This window comes from Nocardia terpenica (assembly GCF_013186535.1).
Lineage (GTDB): Bacteria > Actinomycetota > Actinomycetes > Mycobacteriales > Mycobacteriaceae > Nocardia > Nocardia terpenica.
Genome location: NZ_JABMCZ010000004.1, coordinates 258,213 through 274,526, shown reverse-complemented (window position 1 = coordinate 274,526; position 16,314 = coordinate 258,213). Strand labels below are relative to the sequence as shown.

16 protein-coding genes are annotated in these 16,314 nt (G+C 70.2%); 10 read left to right on the top strand and 6 right to left on the bottom strand.

The genetic code is table 11. The features are described 5' to 3' along the window. The first annotated feature begins 1 nt into the window (after position 1). The 5 genes from HPY32_RS34040 (at position 2) to HPY32_RS34020 (ending at position 4,326) form a co-directional block, all read left to right on the top strand. Positions 2-394, top strand: coding sequence for an STAS domain-containing protein (locus HPY32_RS34040; RefSeq protein WP_067589713.1), 393 nt, complete (start codon positions 2-4; stop codon positions 392-394). Then, positions 384-797, top strand: coding sequence for an ATP-binding protein (locus HPY32_RS34035; protein ID WP_067589716.1), 414 nt, complete (start codon positions 384-386; stop codon positions 795-797). Before HPY32_RS34040 ends, HPY32_RS34035 begins: the two co-directional genes overlap by 11 nt. Continuing rightward, positions 790-1,422 carry a SpoIIE family protein phosphatase gene (locus tag HPY32_RS34030; RefSeq protein WP_067589719.1) on the top strand — a complete coding sequence of 211 codons (633 nt, stop codon included), beginning with the start codon at positions 790-792 and terminating at the stop codon, positions 1,420-1,422. The genes HPY32_RS34035 and HPY32_RS34030 overlap by 8 nt, the downstream gene beginning before the upstream one ends. Beyond that, positions 1,419-3,701: a SpoIIE family protein phosphatase gene (locus tag HPY32_RS34025; RefSeq protein WP_067589722.1), complete on the top strand. Its 2,283-nt coding sequence runs from the start codon at positions 1,419-1,421 to the stop codon at positions 3,699-3,701. The genes HPY32_RS34030 and HPY32_RS34025 overlap by 4 nt, the downstream gene beginning before the upstream one ends. Positions 3,702-3,984: 283 nt before the next feature. Continuing rightward, positions 3,985-4,326 carry an STAS domain-containing protein gene (locus HPY32_RS34020; protein ID WP_067595951.1) on the top strand — a complete coding sequence of 114 codons (342 nt, stop codon included), beginning with the start codon at positions 3,985-3,987 and terminating at the stop codon, positions 4,324-4,326. A 71-nt stretch (positions 4,327-4,397) separates the two neighbouring features. Here HPY32_RS34020 and HPY32_RS34015 read toward each other — a convergent pair whose 3' ends face one another. Continuing rightward, entirely contained in the window at positions 4,398-5,435 is a 1,038-nt protein-coding gene (locus HPY32_RS34015) for an LLM class F420-dependent oxidoreductase (protein WP_067589725.1), read from the bottom strand. Positions 5,436-5,549: 114 nt separating this feature from the next. Here HPY32_RS34015 and HPY32_RS34010 point away from each other — a divergent pair, with 114 nt between their 5' ends. Then, positions 5,550-6,206, top strand: coding sequence for a cyclodeaminase/cyclohydrolase family protein (locus tag HPY32_RS34010; protein ID WP_067589728.1), 657 nt, complete (start codon positions 5,550-5,552; stop codon positions 6,204-6,206). Positions 6,207-6,218: 12 nt separating this feature from the next. Here the strand turns inward: HPY32_RS34010 and HPY32_RS46320 are convergent, their stop codons facing one another. Further along, complete coding sequence (locus HPY32_RS46320) at positions 6,219-7,481, bottom strand: alpha/beta hydrolase (protein ID WP_067589731.1); 1,263 nt, start codon at positions 7,479-7,481, stop codon at positions 6,219-6,221. Between the two features lie 251 nt (positions 7,482-7,732). Here HPY32_RS46320 and HPY32_RS34000 point away from each other — a divergent pair, with 251 nt between their 5' ends. Then, positions 7,733-8,473: a L,D-transpeptidase gene (locus HPY32_RS34000; protein ID WP_067589734.1), complete on the top strand. Its 741-nt coding sequence runs from the start codon at positions 7,733-7,735 to the stop codon at positions 8,471-8,473. 14 nt (positions 8,474-8,487) lie between these two features. Here HPY32_RS34000 and HPY32_RS33995 read toward each other — a convergent pair whose 3' ends face one another. After that, on the bottom strand, positions 8,488-9,339 hold the full coding sequence (locus HPY32_RS33995; RefSeq protein ID WP_067589737.1) for a bifunctional 5,10-methylenetetrahydrofolate dehydrogenase/5,10-methenyltetrahydrofolate cyclohydrolase: 852 nt from the start codon (positions 9,337-9,339) through the stop codon (positions 8,488-8,490). A gap of 287 nt (positions 9,340-9,626) precedes the next feature. Between HPY32_RS33995 and HPY32_RS33990 the strand changes: the two genes are divergently transcribed. Together HPY32_RS33990 and HPY32_RS33985 are read left to right on the top strand one after the other, a co-directional pair. Next, complete coding sequence (locus HPY32_RS33990; protein WP_171983200.1) at positions 9,627-10,499, top strand: YdcF family protein; 873 nt, start codon at positions 9,627-9,629, stop codon at positions 10,497-10,499. A 30-nt stretch (positions 10,500-10,529) separates the two neighbouring features. Further along, entirely contained in the window at positions 10,530-11,327 is a 798-nt protein-coding gene (locus HPY32_RS33985; RefSeq protein ID WP_067589740.1) for a putative protein N(5)-glutamine methyltransferase, read from the top strand. Positions 11,328-11,468: 141 nt separating this feature from the next. Here HPY32_RS33985 and HPY32_RS33980 read toward each other — a convergent pair whose 3' ends face one another. Continuing rightward, a complete protein-coding gene (locus HPY32_RS33980; RefSeq protein WP_067589745.1) occupies positions 11,469-12,296 on the bottom strand; it encodes an SDR family NAD(P)-dependent oxidoreductase in 828 nt (275 codons plus the stop codon). A 20-nt stretch (positions 12,297-12,316) separates the two neighbouring features. After that, positions 12,317-13,888 carry a succinic semialdehyde dehydrogenase gene (locus HPY32_RS33975; RefSeq protein WP_067589748.1) on the bottom strand — a complete coding sequence of 524 codons (1,572 nt, stop codon included), beginning with the start codon at positions 13,886-13,888 and terminating at the stop codon, positions 12,317-12,319. Positions 13,889-13,985: 97 nt separating this feature from the next. Here HPY32_RS33975 and HPY32_RS33970 point away from each other — a divergent pair, with 97 nt between their 5' ends. Continuing rightward, on the top strand, positions 13,986-14,684 hold the full coding sequence (locus tag HPY32_RS33970) for a TetR/AcrR family transcriptional regulator (protein WP_067589751.1): 699 nt from the start codon (positions 13,986-13,988) through the stop codon (positions 14,682-14,684). A gap of 27 nt (positions 14,685-14,711) precedes the next feature. Here the strand turns inward: HPY32_RS33970 and HPY32_RS33965 are convergent, their stop codons facing one another. Beyond that, positions 14,712-16,205, bottom strand: a complete 1,494-nt coding sequence (locus HPY32_RS33965; RefSeq protein WP_067589755.1) for a flavin-containing monooxygenase — start codon at positions 16,203-16,205, stop codon at positions 14,712-14,714. Positions 16,206-16,314: the final 109 nt, after the last annotated feature.

The window sequence follows — 16,314 nt, the reverse complement described above, 5'->3', positions numbered from 1 at the left end:
CATGCCGGTACCCATTCTGAAGCAGGGCACCTACCTCATCGCGTCCGTGCAGTCGGCACTCACGGACGCCGATACCGAGCGCCTGCAGGACGATCTGATGAAGTACGTCAGCAAGTATCGCGCCCAAGGCATCATCGTCGACGTCACGGCGATCGATGTGATGGATTCCTTCGCCGCGCGCTCGCTGCGTACCATCGCCCACATGACCAAGCTGCGGGGAGCGGAGACGGTCATCGTCGGCCTGCAACCCGAAGTCGCTTTCGCCATGGTGCAATTGGGCCTCACGTTCGAAGGCATGCACACCGCCCTCGATCTCGAGGAGGGCCTCGCATGGCTGAACAAGCAGTTGCCCGCCCGCCGCCGCCAGCGAGACGGTCGTGACCGTGGCCGCTGACAATGTGGTGATCGCGGTGAAGGTGTCCAACGACATCGTGACCGCACGTCAGGCCGGGCGCGAACTCGCAGCGAAGCTGGGGTTCACCCTGACCGACATCACCATGATCTCCACGGCCATCTCCGAGGTCGCCCGCAACATCACCAGTTATGCGGGCACGGGTGAGATTCGGATCACCGTGGAGGATCGGGAGGGTCGGCGCGCACTGGTCGTGCAGGCCCAGGATCAGGGGCCGGGGATCCAGGACATCGCACGCGCCCTGGAGGACGGCTATTCGACCGGGCGCGGTCTCGGACTCGGTCTGCCGGGAGCACGGCGGCTGATGGATCGACTGGTGATCGAGTCCTCGCCCGGACAGGGCACGCTGGTGGAGATGTGGAAGTGGGTACCCATCGGTGCATGAGGACGGCTACATCGGTCAGATCGAATGGGGGATCGCCGGGCGCGCCCTGCCGGGCCAGCGCGTGTCCGGGGATCGCTCGCTGGTGCTCGACGCAGGCGGCGGCTCGGTGCTTTTCGCGGTGCTCGACGGGCTCGGGCACGGGGCGGCGGCGGCCGACGCGGCCGATCGCGCCACCCAGGTGCTCGCGGAGAATCGCGCGGAGCCGCTGGACGTGCTCATGCTGATGTGTCATCGCGCCATGTCCGACACCCGCGGCGCGGCGGTCTCGCTGGCCCTGTTCGGTCCCGGCGACCGATTGCAGTGGCTGGGGGTGGGCAATGTCGAAACCCGGGTCGTCGCGGTCGGTCCCGGCAAGCCGACCATCCGCGCGGGGGCGCTGCCGACCCGCGGCATCGTCGGCTACCTGCTGCCCCCGAGCCTGCAAACCCAGACGGTGTCGGTGCGTCCCGGCGACCTGCTGCTGATGTCCACCGACGGCATCGTGGACGACTACGTCGACGGCCTCGACCTGGCCAAGCCCACCGCCGAGATCACCTCCGACATCCTCGCCAAGTACGCCAAGGACACCGACGACGCGCTGGTCCTGGCCGCTCGTCATCGCGGGCCCATGGGACCTGCATCGTGAGCGCGGTTTTGGCCGCTTTTCGCGAAGCGTATTCGAATGCTCTTCGCCTGCATCTGGATTCGCCGACACAGAACACGCTGTCCGAGGGGTACGAGCTCGGGCGGCGGGCGCTGGTCGAGGGCGTGAGCATTCTCGATCTCACCGAACACCACTTCCGGCTGCTCGAACGCGAGGGACTGCTGGAGCCGCCCGTCGGCTCGGAGGTGAAATCCGAAGCGGCACTGGAATTTCTGCTGCAGACCATGGCGGCGCTGGACGTGGCCACCCGCGGCTTCCTGGACAGCACCCGCAGCTACGAGATGCAGCGTTCGCGCGCCGAGGATCTGGCGGGCCGCGACGCCTTCCGGGCCGCGCTGGTGGAATCGCTGCAGGACGGCTTCTTCGTCTCCGATGCGCGCGGCACGCTGCTCGAGGTGAATTCGGCGTTCGGCGCGCTGACCGGGTACGGGCCGGAGGGCGTGCCGTACGCGCTGCCGCATCCGTGGGCGCCCGACGACGGGTCGCGCTATCCGGATCTGGGCACCGAGGCGGCCCGGTTCGTGATGCCGGTGCGCCATCGCGACGGGCGGCGGCTGTGGCTGGCGGTGAGCACCTCCTCGCTGGTGAAACCCGAAGACGGCGAACGCATTTTCGTCGGCACCATCCGCGACGTGACCGCCGAGCACGACGCGCAGGCGCGCGATCAGGCGGTATCGCGGCTGGCGACCGCGGTCGGCGCGGCCACCAGCGTGGTCGAGGTGCTGACCGTGGGCCTCGAGGAGCTGCGGCGCACGATCGGCGCGGAGACCGCGGTGGTATCGGTCTGGCCGAACCGGCAGACCGGCCCGGAGCTGTATGTCTCGGGGCCGGTGGCGAATCCGGATCCGACTGCCGAATCCGATACCGCCGCAGGCGATTCCGAGGCGGCGGTGTCGCGGCAGGTGCTCGACGCGCGGGCGCGGGCGCTGCTGGACCGGGCCCGAATGCGGCCGGGCCGCACCATGTTCGCGATTCCGGAGGGCGCGGCGACCTCCGAGGGGATCGTCGCTCCGCTGGGCGAGGCCGCCGATGCCGCACTGTGGTTGCGCTTCGCCGCCCCGCGCGCCATCAGTCCCGGCGACTGGGCGCTGTTCTCGCTGCTGGTCGGGCATCTCAGCCTGGCGGTGCAGCGGGCGCGCAACTTCGACCAGGCGCGCTCCACCTCGCTGACCCTGCAGCGGGCCATGCTCGGCCCGATCGAACTGCCGCCGCGGTTCTCGGTGCACTACGAGCCCGCGCTGCCGCCGCTCGAGATCGGCGGCGACTGGTACGACGTGGTGCAGCTGCGCGACGGCACGATCGGCGTGGTGGTCGGCGACTGCGTCGGCCGCGGCCTGAAGGCGGCCGTCGTGATGGGCCAATTGCGCACGGCCGCACAGGCTCTGCTGCTGCGCGGGGCCGGTCCCGCACAGCTGCTGGCCGAGCTCGACACCGTCGCCGCCCGCATTCCCGGCGCGATGTGCACCACGGTGTGCGCGGCCATCATCGACCCGGTCCGCGGCGTGCTGCGCTATTCCAGCGCCGGGCACATGCCCCCGGTGCTCGCCGATCCCGGCGGCAAGGGACGACTGCTGGAGGGCGGCCGCGCGGTCCCGCTGGCCACCTTCGATCCCCCGGTCCGCCCCGAGGACAGCACCGCCCTGGAACCCGGCGCGACCCTGGTCCTGTTCACCGACGGCCTCGTCGAGCAGCGCGGCATCGACATCGATATGCGCTTCGACGAACTCGCCGACGAATTATCCGATGCCGCAACCCATCTCCCCCGCGAGGTCGCCGACGCGGTCCTGTCTCGCCTCCGCCCCGCCGCCGGTTACGACGACGACGTCGCCATGGTCGTCTACCGCCAACCCCCCGCCCCCCTCGAGCTCGACGTGCCCGCCGAGGCCCTCCGCCTGTCCGGCATCCGCCGAGCCCTCGCCCTGTGGCTCACCGCCGCCGGCGCCCCCCACGAACTGTCCGCCGACCTCATCTCCGCCGCCAACGAGGCGTGCAGCAACAGCATCGAACACGCCTACTTGAACAGCGCCCCGGGTCATGTCGCCCTGACCGCCCACTGCGCCTCGGACCGCGTCGTCATCGAGGTCGCGGATGTCGGAATCTGGCGTCCACTGCCGGAGGATCCGGGGAATCGGGGGCGGGGAATCACGATGATGCGAGCGCTGACGGACGAGCTGGTGATCGACCATCACGGGACCGGGACGCGGGTGCGGATGGTGGCGAAACTACCCGCGGTGTCGTCGTCGGCGACCAGTCGGGTGTAGTCGCCGACCTGTCACCCGACGCACTGGAATCACGCAGGCCGACCGCAAGGGGCCGCATATGTCCGTTTCGGTGCGTGGGGCGCAGATGTGACACTCCGTCGCATATCCGTCGGCGACCTTTTGGCAACCGTTCGAATCGGCGGTGTAGCTGGGGTTTTCACTTGTCTCGAAAGCGCGAATCGGGTGTCGATCCGGCCAACGATGCAGCGCTTCGGGCGGGTTCATGGCAGATTGGTCTTCTGTGACCAACACTTCCGGAGACGCGTATCCCCTCGCCGACACGATGACCACCTCGGTCTCGGTGCACGACGAAGCGACCGTGCTCACGGTGGCCGGCGAGGTCGACCTGGCGACCGCACCCGCGCTGGAGAATGCGATCGAGGCGACGCTGGGCGGCAAGCCCCCCGCGGCGCTGATCATCGATCTCTCGCAGGTGAGCTTCCTGGCCTCGGCCGGGATGGCCGCGCTCGTGGCCGCCCATCAGCGAGCCGGGTCGGCCACCCGCATCGCCGTGGTCGCCGACGGCCCGGCCACCAGCCGCCAACTCAAGATGACCAATCTGGACCAGGTGTTCGCCCTGTACCCCACGCTCGAGGAAGCGTTGACGGCGCTGCGACAGGGGTAGAGCGGCCAAGGAAACAGAGCGAACCCGCAGCGCGGCCGAACCGAGCGGCCGACCAGTACGCCAGCGGCTGTCTAGACCAACTCACGCAATTGCTCGACCAGCTTCACCCGCTCGGCGGGCGTGGCGGCCATCGGGACCACGTTCAGGACCGTCACCCCCGCCTCGCGGAACGCGGCGATTCGTTCCTTGACGAAACCCGCGGATCCGATCAGGGAAATGTCGCGCACGAGGTCGTCGGGGACCACCTTGGCGGCCTCGTCCTTCTTTCCGGCCAAATACAGTTCCTGGATGCGGTCGGCCTCCGGGCCGTAGCCGTATTTGGTGGCCAGGGTGTGGTAGAAGTTCTTGCCCTTGGCGCCCATGCCGCCGATGTAGAGGGCCAGGTGCGGCTTGACGAATTCGCGCAGCGGCTCGATATTGTCGCCGATGGCGACCGCCGGGCCCGCGTAGACGTCGAGATCGCCCAGGGCCGCGTCGCGCTTGGCCCGGCCCGTGGCCAGCGCCTCGCCCCAGATGTCGTTCGCCTTCTCCGGCAGGAAGAAGATCGGCTGCCAACCCTCGGCCAGTTCGGCGGCCAGTTCCACGTTCTTCGGGCCGAGCGCGGCCAGCAGCACCGGAATGCGTTCGCGGACAGGGTGATTGATCAGCTTGAGCGGCTTGCCGAGGCCGGTGCCGCGATCGGCGGGCAGCGGGATGGTGTAGTACCTGCCGCTGTATTCCAGCCGCTCGCGCCGCCACACCTTGCGGCAGATCTCGATCACCTCGCGGGTGCGGCCGATCGGCGCGTCGTAGGGCACGCCGTGGAAGCCCTCGATCACCTGCGGGCCCGACGCGCCCAGGCCGAGGACGTAGCGGCCGTCGGACACATAGTCCAGTCCGGCCGCGGTCATCGCGGTCAGCGTGGGCGTGCGGGTGTACAGCTGCAGGATGCCGGAGGCCAGCTGGACGCGCTCGGTCTTGGCGGCCAGGTAGCCCAGGGCGCTCACCGCGTCGTAGGAGTACGCCTCGGGCACGAAGACGATGTCGACCCCGGCCCGTTCGAGATCGGCGACCTCCGCCGCCACCTCTTTGAAGCCGCCCGCATAGTTGATGCCCAATCCGATACGCATAGGCCCGAACCTACTGCCTGGTCGGCCGGGACGTCCGCGCAGGGCGCGCCGCGGCGACCGGGTACGGTATTCGGCGTAGCAGCTGCCGCATATCGGAACGGGAGGCCCCGCAGCATGTCTCAGGACATCGCGTCGTCACAGGACACCACCCCCTTCGGGGAGTCGGCGATCGGGCGGTACCTCGACGATCTGGCCGCCAAGATCCCCGCCCCCGGCGGCGGCGCGGTGGCCGCCCTGCACGCCGCCCAGGGCGCGGCGCTGGTGGCGATGGTGGCCCGCTACACCACGCGCGCCAAGGATGCCGCCAACCGCGAGGTCGTCGACCGCATCATCGCGGCCGCCGACGCCGCCCGGGCGCGCTCGCTGGCCCTCGCCGACGCCGACGCCGCCGCCTTCACCGCGGTGGGCGCGGCCTACAAGCTGCCCAAGGCCACCGACACCGAATCGGCCGCGCGCGCCGAGGCCATCACCGCCGCCCTCGTCCAGGCCGCGCGGGTACCGGCCGCGGTGGTCGACGAGGCCGACGAAATCCTTTCGCTGGCAGCGGATCTGCTGCCGATCGGCAATCCCAATGTGGTCACCGATATCGGCGCGGCCGCCGACGCCGCCCGCGCCGCGGCCACCAGCTCGCAGCTCAATATCGCCATCAATGTGGGCTCGCTGAGCGAGGGGCAGGGCGCGGAGTTCGCGCCGGTGCTGCGCCGCATCGAGGAGATCACCGCCCGCGCCGACGCCCTGCACGCCGACGTGCTGTCCGCCGTCGCCCGCTGACCGGCGGGACCGTCACAGCGGCCCGTTCGGGACCGTCGTCGGTGGCTCGTCGTAGCGGCGCAGCCAGTCCAGTACGACGCTGCGCCCGGCCTGCGCGCCGATATTGAGGACCTTCGCGTCGTAGCCGTGGTCGACGAACGGGAACTCCACGTAGCGGTGGGTGATTCCGGCGGCGGTCAGCCGGTCGGCGAACTGCCTTGTGCGGGAGGCGAAGACGAGATGGTCGCCGCGGCCCTGCACCAGCAGGGTGGGCGGGGCGTGCGGGCCGATCTGCGGCGGTGAGTCGGCGGCGGCGTAGCGGGCCGGGTACTCCGCGGGCGTGCCGCCGAGGTAGGCGCGGCCGACCTTCGCGCCCTGACCGGTGTCGGACTGCGATCCGGCCAGCTCGACGGCGGGATACATGCCGATCACGGCCCGAATCCGCGGCAGCTCCCCCGCGGTGCCGCAGGACGGCTTCAGCGTCCCGTTGGCGATCTTGTACGCCACGTTGACCGCGAGGCTGCCGCCCGCCGAGCCGCCGAAGGTCACGACCCGGTGCGGATCCCAGCGGTACTGCTGGGCGTGCGCCATCGCCCAGGTCAGCGCGCAGCCCACGTCGGCGTCCTGAGTGTTCCAGCGCAGGTCGTCGGTGCTGGACAGCCGGTAGTCGACGTCCAGCACGGCGTAGCCCTGCTCGGCGAGCCAGCGGGTGTAGGGCGTGGAACCGCGGCTGCCCGCGATGAACGCGCCGCCGTGGATGCTCACCACCAGCGGCGCCGGATTCGCCGCGGCCGCAGGCAGATACAGGTCGGCGTGCATCGGCCGACCGTCGAGGGTGGCGTAGACGACGGTCTCGTCCGGCGGTTTGGCGTCGTTCAACAGGGGTGCGGCCGGGCCGAACAGCATCCACTTGCCGGTCGCGCTGTGCGCCGAGACCACCAGCGTCACCGACGTGATCAGCGCCAGCGCCAGGCCCAGCCCGGTCGCGGCCGTCAGCGTGCGGGCCGACCAGGACCGGCTGCCCCACGCGGCCGCGGCCGCCGCCAGCACCGCGACCAGGGCGATCACCGGATTCCAGGAGCCGATCAGCGCGCGATTCCACCCGATCGCGAGGATCACCGCCTGCACGCCCGCGCTCCGCAGCACCGGCTGGGTCCAGCCCACCGGCACGATGGCGAGAATCTGAGCGATGAGGGTGTAGAGCCCGAGCACCACGGCCACGATTGCCAGCCCGATGCGCACGGGCGAGCGGCGCCGCGGGGTCAGCGGCAGCCCGGGTCCGGATGGGATCGTCACAACGCCGCCTCCGTCGTCCGCACTATTTCCGAATGGATCCGATGCTACGGGCGAGCACGGGGTACCCGCCGGATATGCACCGCCCAATGTGATCCGGAACTCGGCGACATGCCGATTTCCGATAACACGCACATCACCGCGAATCGCGCAGCGACATGCGGCAAATTGGTCACGATGCGTGCGATCACCGGGGGGCGCGGTGATCATGAAGTTAAGACTGTGTATAGAGACCACTCGAAGGGGTGGAAGCCATGCGGAACATGATTCGGCAGATGTTCCTGGCGCTCGTGATCGGGGCACTCGCCGCGATCACCACCGGCACGGCGGCCGCGCTGGCGGCGACGCCGCAGACCTACGCCGTGGAATCCCTCTCCCCGTCCGATGGCGCGGTCGTCGGCATCGCCCATCCGGTGACCGTCCGGTTCGCGACCCCCGTCGCCGATCGCGCCAGAGCCGAGCGATCGGTGACCGTCGGCGCGCTACCCGGCTCGTTCACCTGGCACGGTGATCGCGAATTGGTCTGGCAGCCACGGGGTTTCCTGCCCGCCGCCACCCGATTGACCGTCGCGGCGGGCACCGCCCGCACCGAATTCCGCACCGACGGCGGCACCACCGCCGACGCGGACATGTCGGCGCACACGTTCACCGTCGACGTTCCCGGCCAGCCGCCGCGGGTGATGCCCGCGTCGATGGGCAAGCCCGGCCGCGAGACGCCGGTGGGCACCTTCCCGGTGCTCGAGCGGGATCGCTCGGTCGTCATGGACTCGCGCACCATCGGCATCCCGCTCAGCAGCCCGGAGGGTTACTACATCACCGCCCAATTCGCCGAGCGGCTCACCTGGAGCGGCGTGTACGTGCACTCGGCACCGTGGTCGGTCGATCAGCAGGGACACGAGAACGTGAGCCACGGCTGCATCAACCTCGCCCCGGACGATGCCCAGTGGTACTACAGCGTCGTCCGGATCGGCGATCCGGTGACGACCCACTGGTGAGGGTCGCGGGCCGGTCAGGAGTGGGCGGCCTCTGCGGCCTCGACGACGTGCCGCATCAGTAGCGCCGTGGTGACGGGCCCGATGCCGCCGGGCACCGGGCTCAGCGCGGACGCCTTGCCGCGCACCGAGTCCGCGTCCACGTCGCCGACGATCTTGCCGTCCGGGCCCTCGTTGGTGCCGACGTCGAGGACCACCGCGCCCTCGCGGATGTGCGCGGCGGTGAGCAGACCGGCGCGGCCGACGGCGGCGACCACGATATCGGCGGCCGAGGTCACCGCGGGCAGATCCGTGGTGCGCGAATGGCATACGGTCACGGTCGCGTTCTCGGCCAGCAGCAGCTGCGCCAGCGGCTTGCCCACCACATTGGAGCGGCCCACCACCGCGACGTGCCGCCCGGCGAGCGGAATCCCGTGAGACTTGGCCAGTTCCACCACGGCCTGCGAGGTGGCGGGCGGGAAGCCGGGCAGACCCGCGGCCAGCAGGCCCAGCGACTGCGGGCTCACGCCGTCGACGTCCTTGGCCGCGGCGATGGCGGAGCTGACATCGGCCAGCGCGACACCGGCGGGCAGCGGGGTCTGCAGCATGACCCCGTCCACCGCGGGATCGGCGCTCAGCGCGGTCAGTTCGGCGCGGATCGTGTCGGCGCTCGCGTCGGCGCCCAGATCCACGGTGTCGCAGGCGATTGCGAGGCGTTCGGCGGCGCGCTGCAGCGACTTCACATACCAGCCGCTGGCCGGGTCGTCGTTGGCCACCACCAGCACCAGCCGCGGGGCGGCGCCCTGTGCGGTGCGCGCGGTGGCGCGCTGTGCGGTGTCGGCGTTGAGGGCGGCGGCAAGGTCCTTGCCGGTCAGCGAAGTCGTGTCCACGGATTCCCACCTTAACGGGCGGCCCGGCGGCGCCGACGGCGGGCGGCGCGAGTCATCGCTATCGATCCGCTATCGCCGCTCGGGCCTTCGCGCACTGCTCGGAAGTCCGACCCGCGCCGCGGTTTACACGGCGGGCAATCGATCGGTTCCCGGTCGCGACCGCGAATCTTACGAAAAGAAATCCTCGCCCTGCGCGACTTCCGCCCGTATCGTGATCATGGATTGACCTCGAGCCACTTGCCAGCAACACATGCGAGACCCCGATCGTCGGAAAGGTGTCGACAGCAGTGAAAATCGCAAGGCGTTTCAGATATCTGGTGGCGGCGGTCTCGATCGCCGCCGCCGTCGCCGGACCCTCGGCGGCCACCGCCTCGGCCGCCATCGGGCCCGCACCCCTGTACAACTCCGCCCAGTCCAACTTCATCGACGGTAACGACGCCGCCGGTCTGGCCGACCTGCACGCGCTGCTGGACCAGACCCCCGACGATGCCCAGGCCCTCGCGCTGCAGGCCATCTGGTCGGACTACGTCGGCGATTTCATCACCCGCGAGACGGCGTTCAACCGGCTCAGCGCGCTCGATCCCGCCATGGCGCAGGGGGCGCGAAACGTGCTGGGCGCCATCGGCGCCGCCGTGGGCACCCTGCCCAATCCGCTGCCCGCGCTCATCGGCCCGCAGACCGGCATCGTGGTGCTCGGCTACGGCCTGCTGCCCGACGGCACCATGCGCCCCGAACTGGTGGCCCGGCTCGAGGCCGCCTGCCGGCAGGCGTTCATCGCGCCCGGTTCCCCGGTCGTGGTCACCGGCGGGAATCCGCAGAACGGCGTGCCGGAGTCGGCGGCGATGGCGGGATGGCTGATCGGCCACGGCCTTCCGGCCTCCCGGGTGCTGGTGGAAGATCGCGCCAACTCGACCGTGCAGAACGCCCTGTTCAGCACGAAGATGCTGCGCGACGCGGGCGCGACCAGCGCGGTCGTGGTCACCTCGCCCAACCACATCCGCCGCGCGGTGGGCGATTTCATCGTCGCCGGGACCCGGGTGGTGGGCGCGACGACCTCGCTCGATCAGCTGGTGTCGCAGCTGCCGCCGCCCAGCCGGGCCGCCCAGCGCGGCATCTATATCGACGCCACCCGCACCTTCCTGCTGCCCGCCATGCGATAAACCATTCGACCCACCCCGCAGAATGGTCCGGTGACCACACCCGACCACGACACCCTGGTGACCGCGCTGCGCGCCGCCGGGTGCGTCTTCGCCGAGGAGGAGGCCGCGCTGCTCACCGCCGCGGCCTCCTCACCCACCGAGCTGGAAGGGCTGGTGGCGCAGCGGGTTTCCGGCGTGCCGCTGGAACATCTGCTGGGCTGGACCGAGTTTCGCGGCCTGCGGGTGGCGGTCGCGCCGGGGGTGTTCGTGCCGCGGCAGCGCACCGGATTCCTGGTCGAGCAGGCGGTGGCGCTCACCGCGCCCGGCCGGGATGCGGTGGTGCTGGATCTGTGCTGCGGCTCCGGGGCGCTCGGGCTGGCCACGGTGACCGAGCTGGCGGGCCGCGGGATTCGCGCCCGGCTCACCGCGAGCGATATCGAACCGGCCGCCGTCGCCTGCGCCCGCCGCAATCTGCGCGCGCTCGACGCCCGCGTGCTCGAGGGCGACCTGTATTCGCCGTTGCCGCCGGAACTGGCCGGACGCGTGGACATTCTGCTGGCCAACACGCCGTACGTGCCAACCGAGGCGATCGCGGCGATGCCGCCGGAGGCCCGCGACCACGAGCCGCGCCGCGCCCTGGACGGCGGCCCCGACGGGCTCGACGTGTTCCGCCGGGTGACCGCCGACGCCCCCGCCTGGCTGGCGCCCGGCGGTCGGCTGCTGGTCGAGGCGAGCCGCGCTCAGGTACCGATCGCCACCGACATCCTCGCGGACCTCGGGCTCGTGCCGACCGTGGCCGAATCCGATGAACTAGACGCGACGGTCGTCATCGGTACCAAGCCACACTGAGGACGCTGCCTCCCGGCGCGCTCCCCCCGTCATCCCGGCGCGCTCCCCTCCGTCATCCCGGCGTGCTCCCCTCCGTCATCCCGGCGTGCTTTTGGCCGGGATCTCAGTGGATTCCGGCCAAAAGCACGCCGGAATCACGGACTAGGCTGTGCGGCCGGTGAATTCGTCCATCGAGTGGTATACACCGACCGCGTTCAGGTACAGGTCGCGGATCTTGAGTGGTAATAGGCCCGAGATGGCGCGGTTGAGCCGCGAGGTCCACGGCATGACCACCAGCGGGGAGCCCTTCTTCATCTCGGACCAAGCTGTGTCGACGGCGTGGTCCTGCTCGATGATGGGGGTGAACAGGAAACCCTTTGCCCCGGCGAACATTCCGGTGTTGATGTAGGTCGGGCAGAACGTGGTCATCTTCACGTGCCCGTTGCCGGACTGCTCGAGCTCCAGCCGCACCGAATCCGACCAGCCCAGCGCCGCCCACTTGGAGGCCGCGTACACGCTCATTCGCGGATTGGACACCAGCCCCGCGGAGGAGGCGACGGTCAGTATCCGCGCCGGGCTGCGGTGTGCCACCATGGCGGGCAGGAATTCCAGCGTAATGTACATGGGCGCAAGGGAATTGATTGCCATCGTCTGGTCGATGTCGGCGCGGTCGCGGGTCTCCCAGAAGTAGCCGTTGCCGCGCACGATGCCCGCATTGTTGATCAGCACGTCGATCACGCCGACCGCGGCGCGCACCGATTCCGCCGCCGCGGCGATCGCGTCCCGGTCGGACACGTCGACGGCGTACCGGTGAATCCTGCTGCCGCCCACTGCCGTCAGCTCGGCGGCGGTCTTGTTCAGGGCCTCCTCGTTCACATCCCACAGCACCACATCGGCGGCCCGCTCCCGCACCGCCCGCTCGGCGAACGCCTTGCCCAGCCCCATCGCGGCGCCGGTGATGAGGACCTTGGTCCCGGCTACGGTCTCCATATTCCTGCCCTTTCCCGTATTCACTGCTGCCGCAACGCCTTCATGACGCCGAAGTACAGCGTGAGCGTCTTCGCCCACACCGCCTCGGACATGCCGGGCAGCGGCGCGATCGGCAGCGCCCGCTGCACCGCGATGGTCTGGGTGTCGATGTACTTGCGCAGCCCCTCGGGACCGTGCCGACGGCCGCCGCCGGAAATCCCGAGCCCGCCCGACGGTGCCGCCGCGCTGCCCCACGCCGCGATGAAGCCCTCGTTGACGTTCACCGATCCGGCGGCGATGCGGGCGGCGACCGCGCGCGCCCGCGCCCGATCCCGGCCCCACACACTGGCATTGAGGCCGTAGGCGGTGTCGTTGGCCCGCTCGACGGCCTCGTCGTCGCCGTGCACCCGGTACACCGACACCACCGGACCGAACGTCTCCTCCCGGTATACCGTCATGCCGGGCCGCACGCCCTCGAGGATGGTGGGCTCGTAGAAGTACGGGCCGAGGTCGGGCCGGGCGCGGCCGCCCGCGAGCACCGTCGCGCCCTTCGCCACCGCATCGTCGACATGCGCTGCGACGGTGTCGATCTGGCGCGCGAAGGTGAGCGAGCCGATCTGGTAGGAGTAGTCCAGCGCCGAGCCGAGGGTGAGTTGGCGGGTGTTGTTCACGAATTCGCCGACGAATCGCTCGTACACGCTGTCGTGCACGTAGATTCGCTCGATCGATTCGCACAGCTGGCCCGCCGAGGCGAAGCAGGCGCGCACCGCGATCTTCGCCGCCGCGCGCACGTCGGCGTCGTCCAGCACCAGCATCGGGTTCTTGCCGCCGAGTTCGAGCGAGTAGCCGATCAGCCGCTCCCCCGCCTGCCGGGCGATGGTGCGGCCGGTGGCGCTGGACCCGGTGTAGTCGACGAAATCGGCGCGCGCGATCACCTCGCCGCCGATGGCCGAGCCGCGGCCGAGTACCGCCTGCCACAGGCCCTTCGGCAGTCCGGCGCGTTCGGCGGCGTCGATGGCCCACAGTGCGGTCAGCGCGGTCTGGTTGTCGGGACGGGAGACGACCGCGTTTCCGGCGGCGAGGGCGGGCAGCGCGTCGGAGGCGGCCAGCGCCAGCGGATAGTTCCACGGGGAGATCACCGCGACCACGCCCTTCGGGCGGTGCCGCACCTCCACCCGGGTCAGCACCGGCAGCACCCCGCGCGGGCGGCGCACCGCCAGCAACCGCTCGGCCGCGGCGGCGCAGTAGCGGGCGTTGACCGCGACGTCGGCGACCTCGTCGAAGGCGTGCACGCGCGACTTGCCGGTCTCGGTCTGCACGATATCGAGGATGGCGTCCTGTTCGGCCAGCACCAGATCGTGGAATCGGCGCAGCACCGCGACCCGCTCGCGCACCGGCACCCGCGCCCACTCCCGCTGCGCTCGCCGGGCGGCCGCGAAGGCGGTGTCGATATCGGCGACCGACGACTGCGGCAGCTCCGCGATCTTGTGGCCCGTGGCGGGCGCATACACCTCGACCGCCGGAGCGCCGCCCGCGACGGCGTGCGACAGCAGCCGCTCCACCAGCGGGAACGGCAGGGCTGCGGCGGGAGCGAGCTCCGGGGCGGTCGTCATTGTCGGCCCTCTCTATTAATTGAACACTACTGTTAGATTAATGACCGCGTGGGACACTCTGTCAAGACCGTGCCACCGATCAGGGAAGGATCCACAGATGCCCAGCGACGCGGTGGTTACCTCCCATGGTGGCGCGCGGCGGGGACGACCGCCGCAGACGCCCGAGCAGGCCGACGAGGTGCGTGCCCGGATCGTGTTCGCGACCGCGCAGGTGTTCACCGAGCACGGCTCGCGCGGGCTGAGCGTGGCCCGGATCATCGAGCGGGCCGGGATCTCGCGGCCCACCTTCTACCGCTATTTCGGCAATGCGGAGGCGCCGCTGCACGCGCTGCTCACCACCTCCAACGAGGGGCTGGTCGGCGGTATCCGGGCGGCGGCGGAGCGGTCGGGCGAGCCGGTGGAGCTGGGCATCGGCATCATCGACGCGTATCTGGACTGGGCGCGCGGGCACGGCCCGATGCTGCGGCCGGTCTTCGCCGAACTGCACGATCCGGCCTCACCGGTGTCGGCCTATCGGGAGCGGGCCTTCGACGATATCCGCGCGCTGGTGTGCGCCAAGTTCGCCGAGCTGGGCCGCCCGCGCCCGGCCCTGCTGGATCTCGATACCGCCCTACAGGTCTGCGAATTCGTGGTCTACCGGGTCTCGGCGGCGACCGCGCCCGGCGGCGAGCCCGACCCCGGCGAGGTCGCGGCGGCCCGGCTGACAATGATCCGGAACGTCCTGGTCACGCTGGGGCGGCGCGAGGACGTGGAGCGTGCGCTGGCGATTCCCGGAATCTTCGAGGGCACAGCCTGATTCACGGCGCGCTCGCCACCCTCAGCGTCAATTCACAACGTGCAGCGGCTCACGCCGTTCCGCCCGAGCGAATCGCAGTGCGCCGTCATCGATCTTCCCGTACCGGAACGCCGGAATATCGCGCAGATAGTTCATGTGCAGCCGCCACGGCTTGCGATCGCCCGCGACCGGGAAGCGATCGGCGGCGCGCAGCACGTAACCGGCGCTGAAGTTCGGCAGAAATGGCGTCGTGCCCACCGAATGATCGCGCACCGGGGTCACGCTGGAATAGCCGTGCTCGTCCAGGTACCGCAGCAGGCGAACCACGTACTCGCACACCAGATCCGCCTTCAGCGTCCAGGAGGCGTTGGTGTAACCCATGATGTAGCCGAAGTTCGGCACCTCCGACAGCATCATGGCCTTGTACGCCATCGCCTTCGGCACGTCGACCACGGCGTCGTCCACCACCAGTTCGATGCCGCCGAACAGGAGCAGGTCCAAACCCGTTGCGGTGACGACGATATCGGCCTCCAGCTCGGTTCCGGAGGCGAGGCGCACGCCGGTCTCGGTGAAGGTGTCGATGCGGTCGGTGACCATGTCCAGGTCGCCCGCGCGGATGGCGCGGAACAGATCGCCGTTGGGCACCAGGCACAGTCGCTGATCCCACGGGTTGTAGGCGGGCGTGAAGTGGGTGTCGATGTCGTAGCCCGCGGGCAGCCAGCGCTCCTGCCAGCCGCGGATCCAGGCCCGCATGCGGTCCGGATACCGTTGGCACAGTTGATAGATCGCGGTGCTGACGGCGATGTTCTTGGCGCGGGCCAGCGCATAGGCGGCCTTGGCGGGCAGCAGCGTGCGCAGCCGGTCGGCCAGGTCGTCGCGGGCCGGGGCGGACAGGATGTAGCTGGGCGAGCGTTGCAGCATGCACACCGTCGCGCCGAGCCGGGCCAGCGCCGGACCCAGCGTGACCGCGGTGGCGCCGGAGCCGATGATGACGATCCGCTTGCCCGCCACGGCCAGATCCTCGGGCCAGTGCTGCGGGTGCACCACCGTGCCGCCGAAGCGGTCCAGGCCGGGGAATTCCGGAGTGTAGCCCCGGTCGTAGCGGTAGTAGCCGGAGCAGCCGAACAGGAAGTCCGCGGTGAGGACGACCGATTCGCCGGTGTCGGTGCGCTGCGCGGTGACGGTCCAGCGCTGCCGCTCGGACGACCATTCCGCGCGCACCACGCGGTGCCCGAACCGAATGTGGCGATCGATGCCGTATTCGGCGGCCGTCTCGCGCACATAGCTCAGGATCGAGTCGCCGTCGGCGATCGCCTTGTCGCCCAGCCACGGCCGGAACCGATAGCCGAGGGTGAACATGTCCGAGTCGGAGCGAATCCCCGGATACCGGAACAGATCCCACGTCCCGCCGACAGCATCCCGCGCCTCCAGAACAACGAGGCTCCGCCCCGGAAACGCCCGCCGCAAGTGACAGGCCGCCCCGACCCCCGACAGCCCCGCCCCGACAATGAGCACACCGACGTGCTCAGCCACACTGGTCATGTCTCGAACCCCTCGATCCGCACAGATCCCGACACGTGCCGTATAGCCCCAGCGTAGATCGTTCCGACGCAACATACCTATCAAGTCGCCCCAACACGATCTATCGAGT

What these genes read in the sequence shown, in the direction of transcription:
- HPY32_RS34000 (WP_067589734.1), top strand. Translation starts at nt 7,733, where the DNA reads ATGCGGAACATGATTCGGCAGATGTTCCTGGCGCTCGTGATCGGGGCA.
- HPY32_RS33980 (WP_067589745.1), bottom strand. Translation starts at nt 12,296, where the DNA reads ATGGAGACCGTAGCCGGGACCAAGGTCCTCATCACCGGCGCCGCGATG.
- HPY32_RS33975 (WP_067589748.1), bottom strand. Translation starts at nt 13,888, where the DNA reads ATGACGACCGCCCCGGAGCTCGCTCCCGCCGCAGCCCTGCCGTTCCCG.
- HPY32_RS33965 (WP_067589755.1), bottom strand. Translation starts at nt 16,205, where the DNA reads ATGACCAGTGTGGCTGAGCACGTCGGTGTGCTCATTGTCGGGGCGGGG.
- HPY32_RS34010 (WP_067589728.1), top strand. Translation starts at nt 5,550, where the DNA reads ATGTCTCAGGACATCGCGTCGTCACAGGACACCACCCCCTTCGGGGAG.
- HPY32_RS34015 (WP_067589725.1), bottom strand. Translation starts at nt 5,435, where the DNA reads ATGCGTATCGGATTGGGCATCAACTATGCGGGCGGCTTCAAAGAGGTG.
- HPY32_RS34040 (WP_067589713.1), top strand. Translation starts at nt 2, where the DNA reads ATGCCGGTACCCATTCTGAAGCAGGGCACCTACCTCATCGCGTCCGTG.
- HPY32_RS33970 (WP_067589751.1), top strand. Translation starts at nt 13,986, where the DNA reads ATGCCCAGCGACGCGGTGGTTACCTCCCATGGTGGCGCGCGGCGGGGA.
- HPY32_RS34020 (WP_067595951.1), top strand. Translation starts at nt 3,985, where the DNA reads ATGACCACCTCGGTCTCGGTGCACGACGAAGCGACCGTGCTCACGGTG.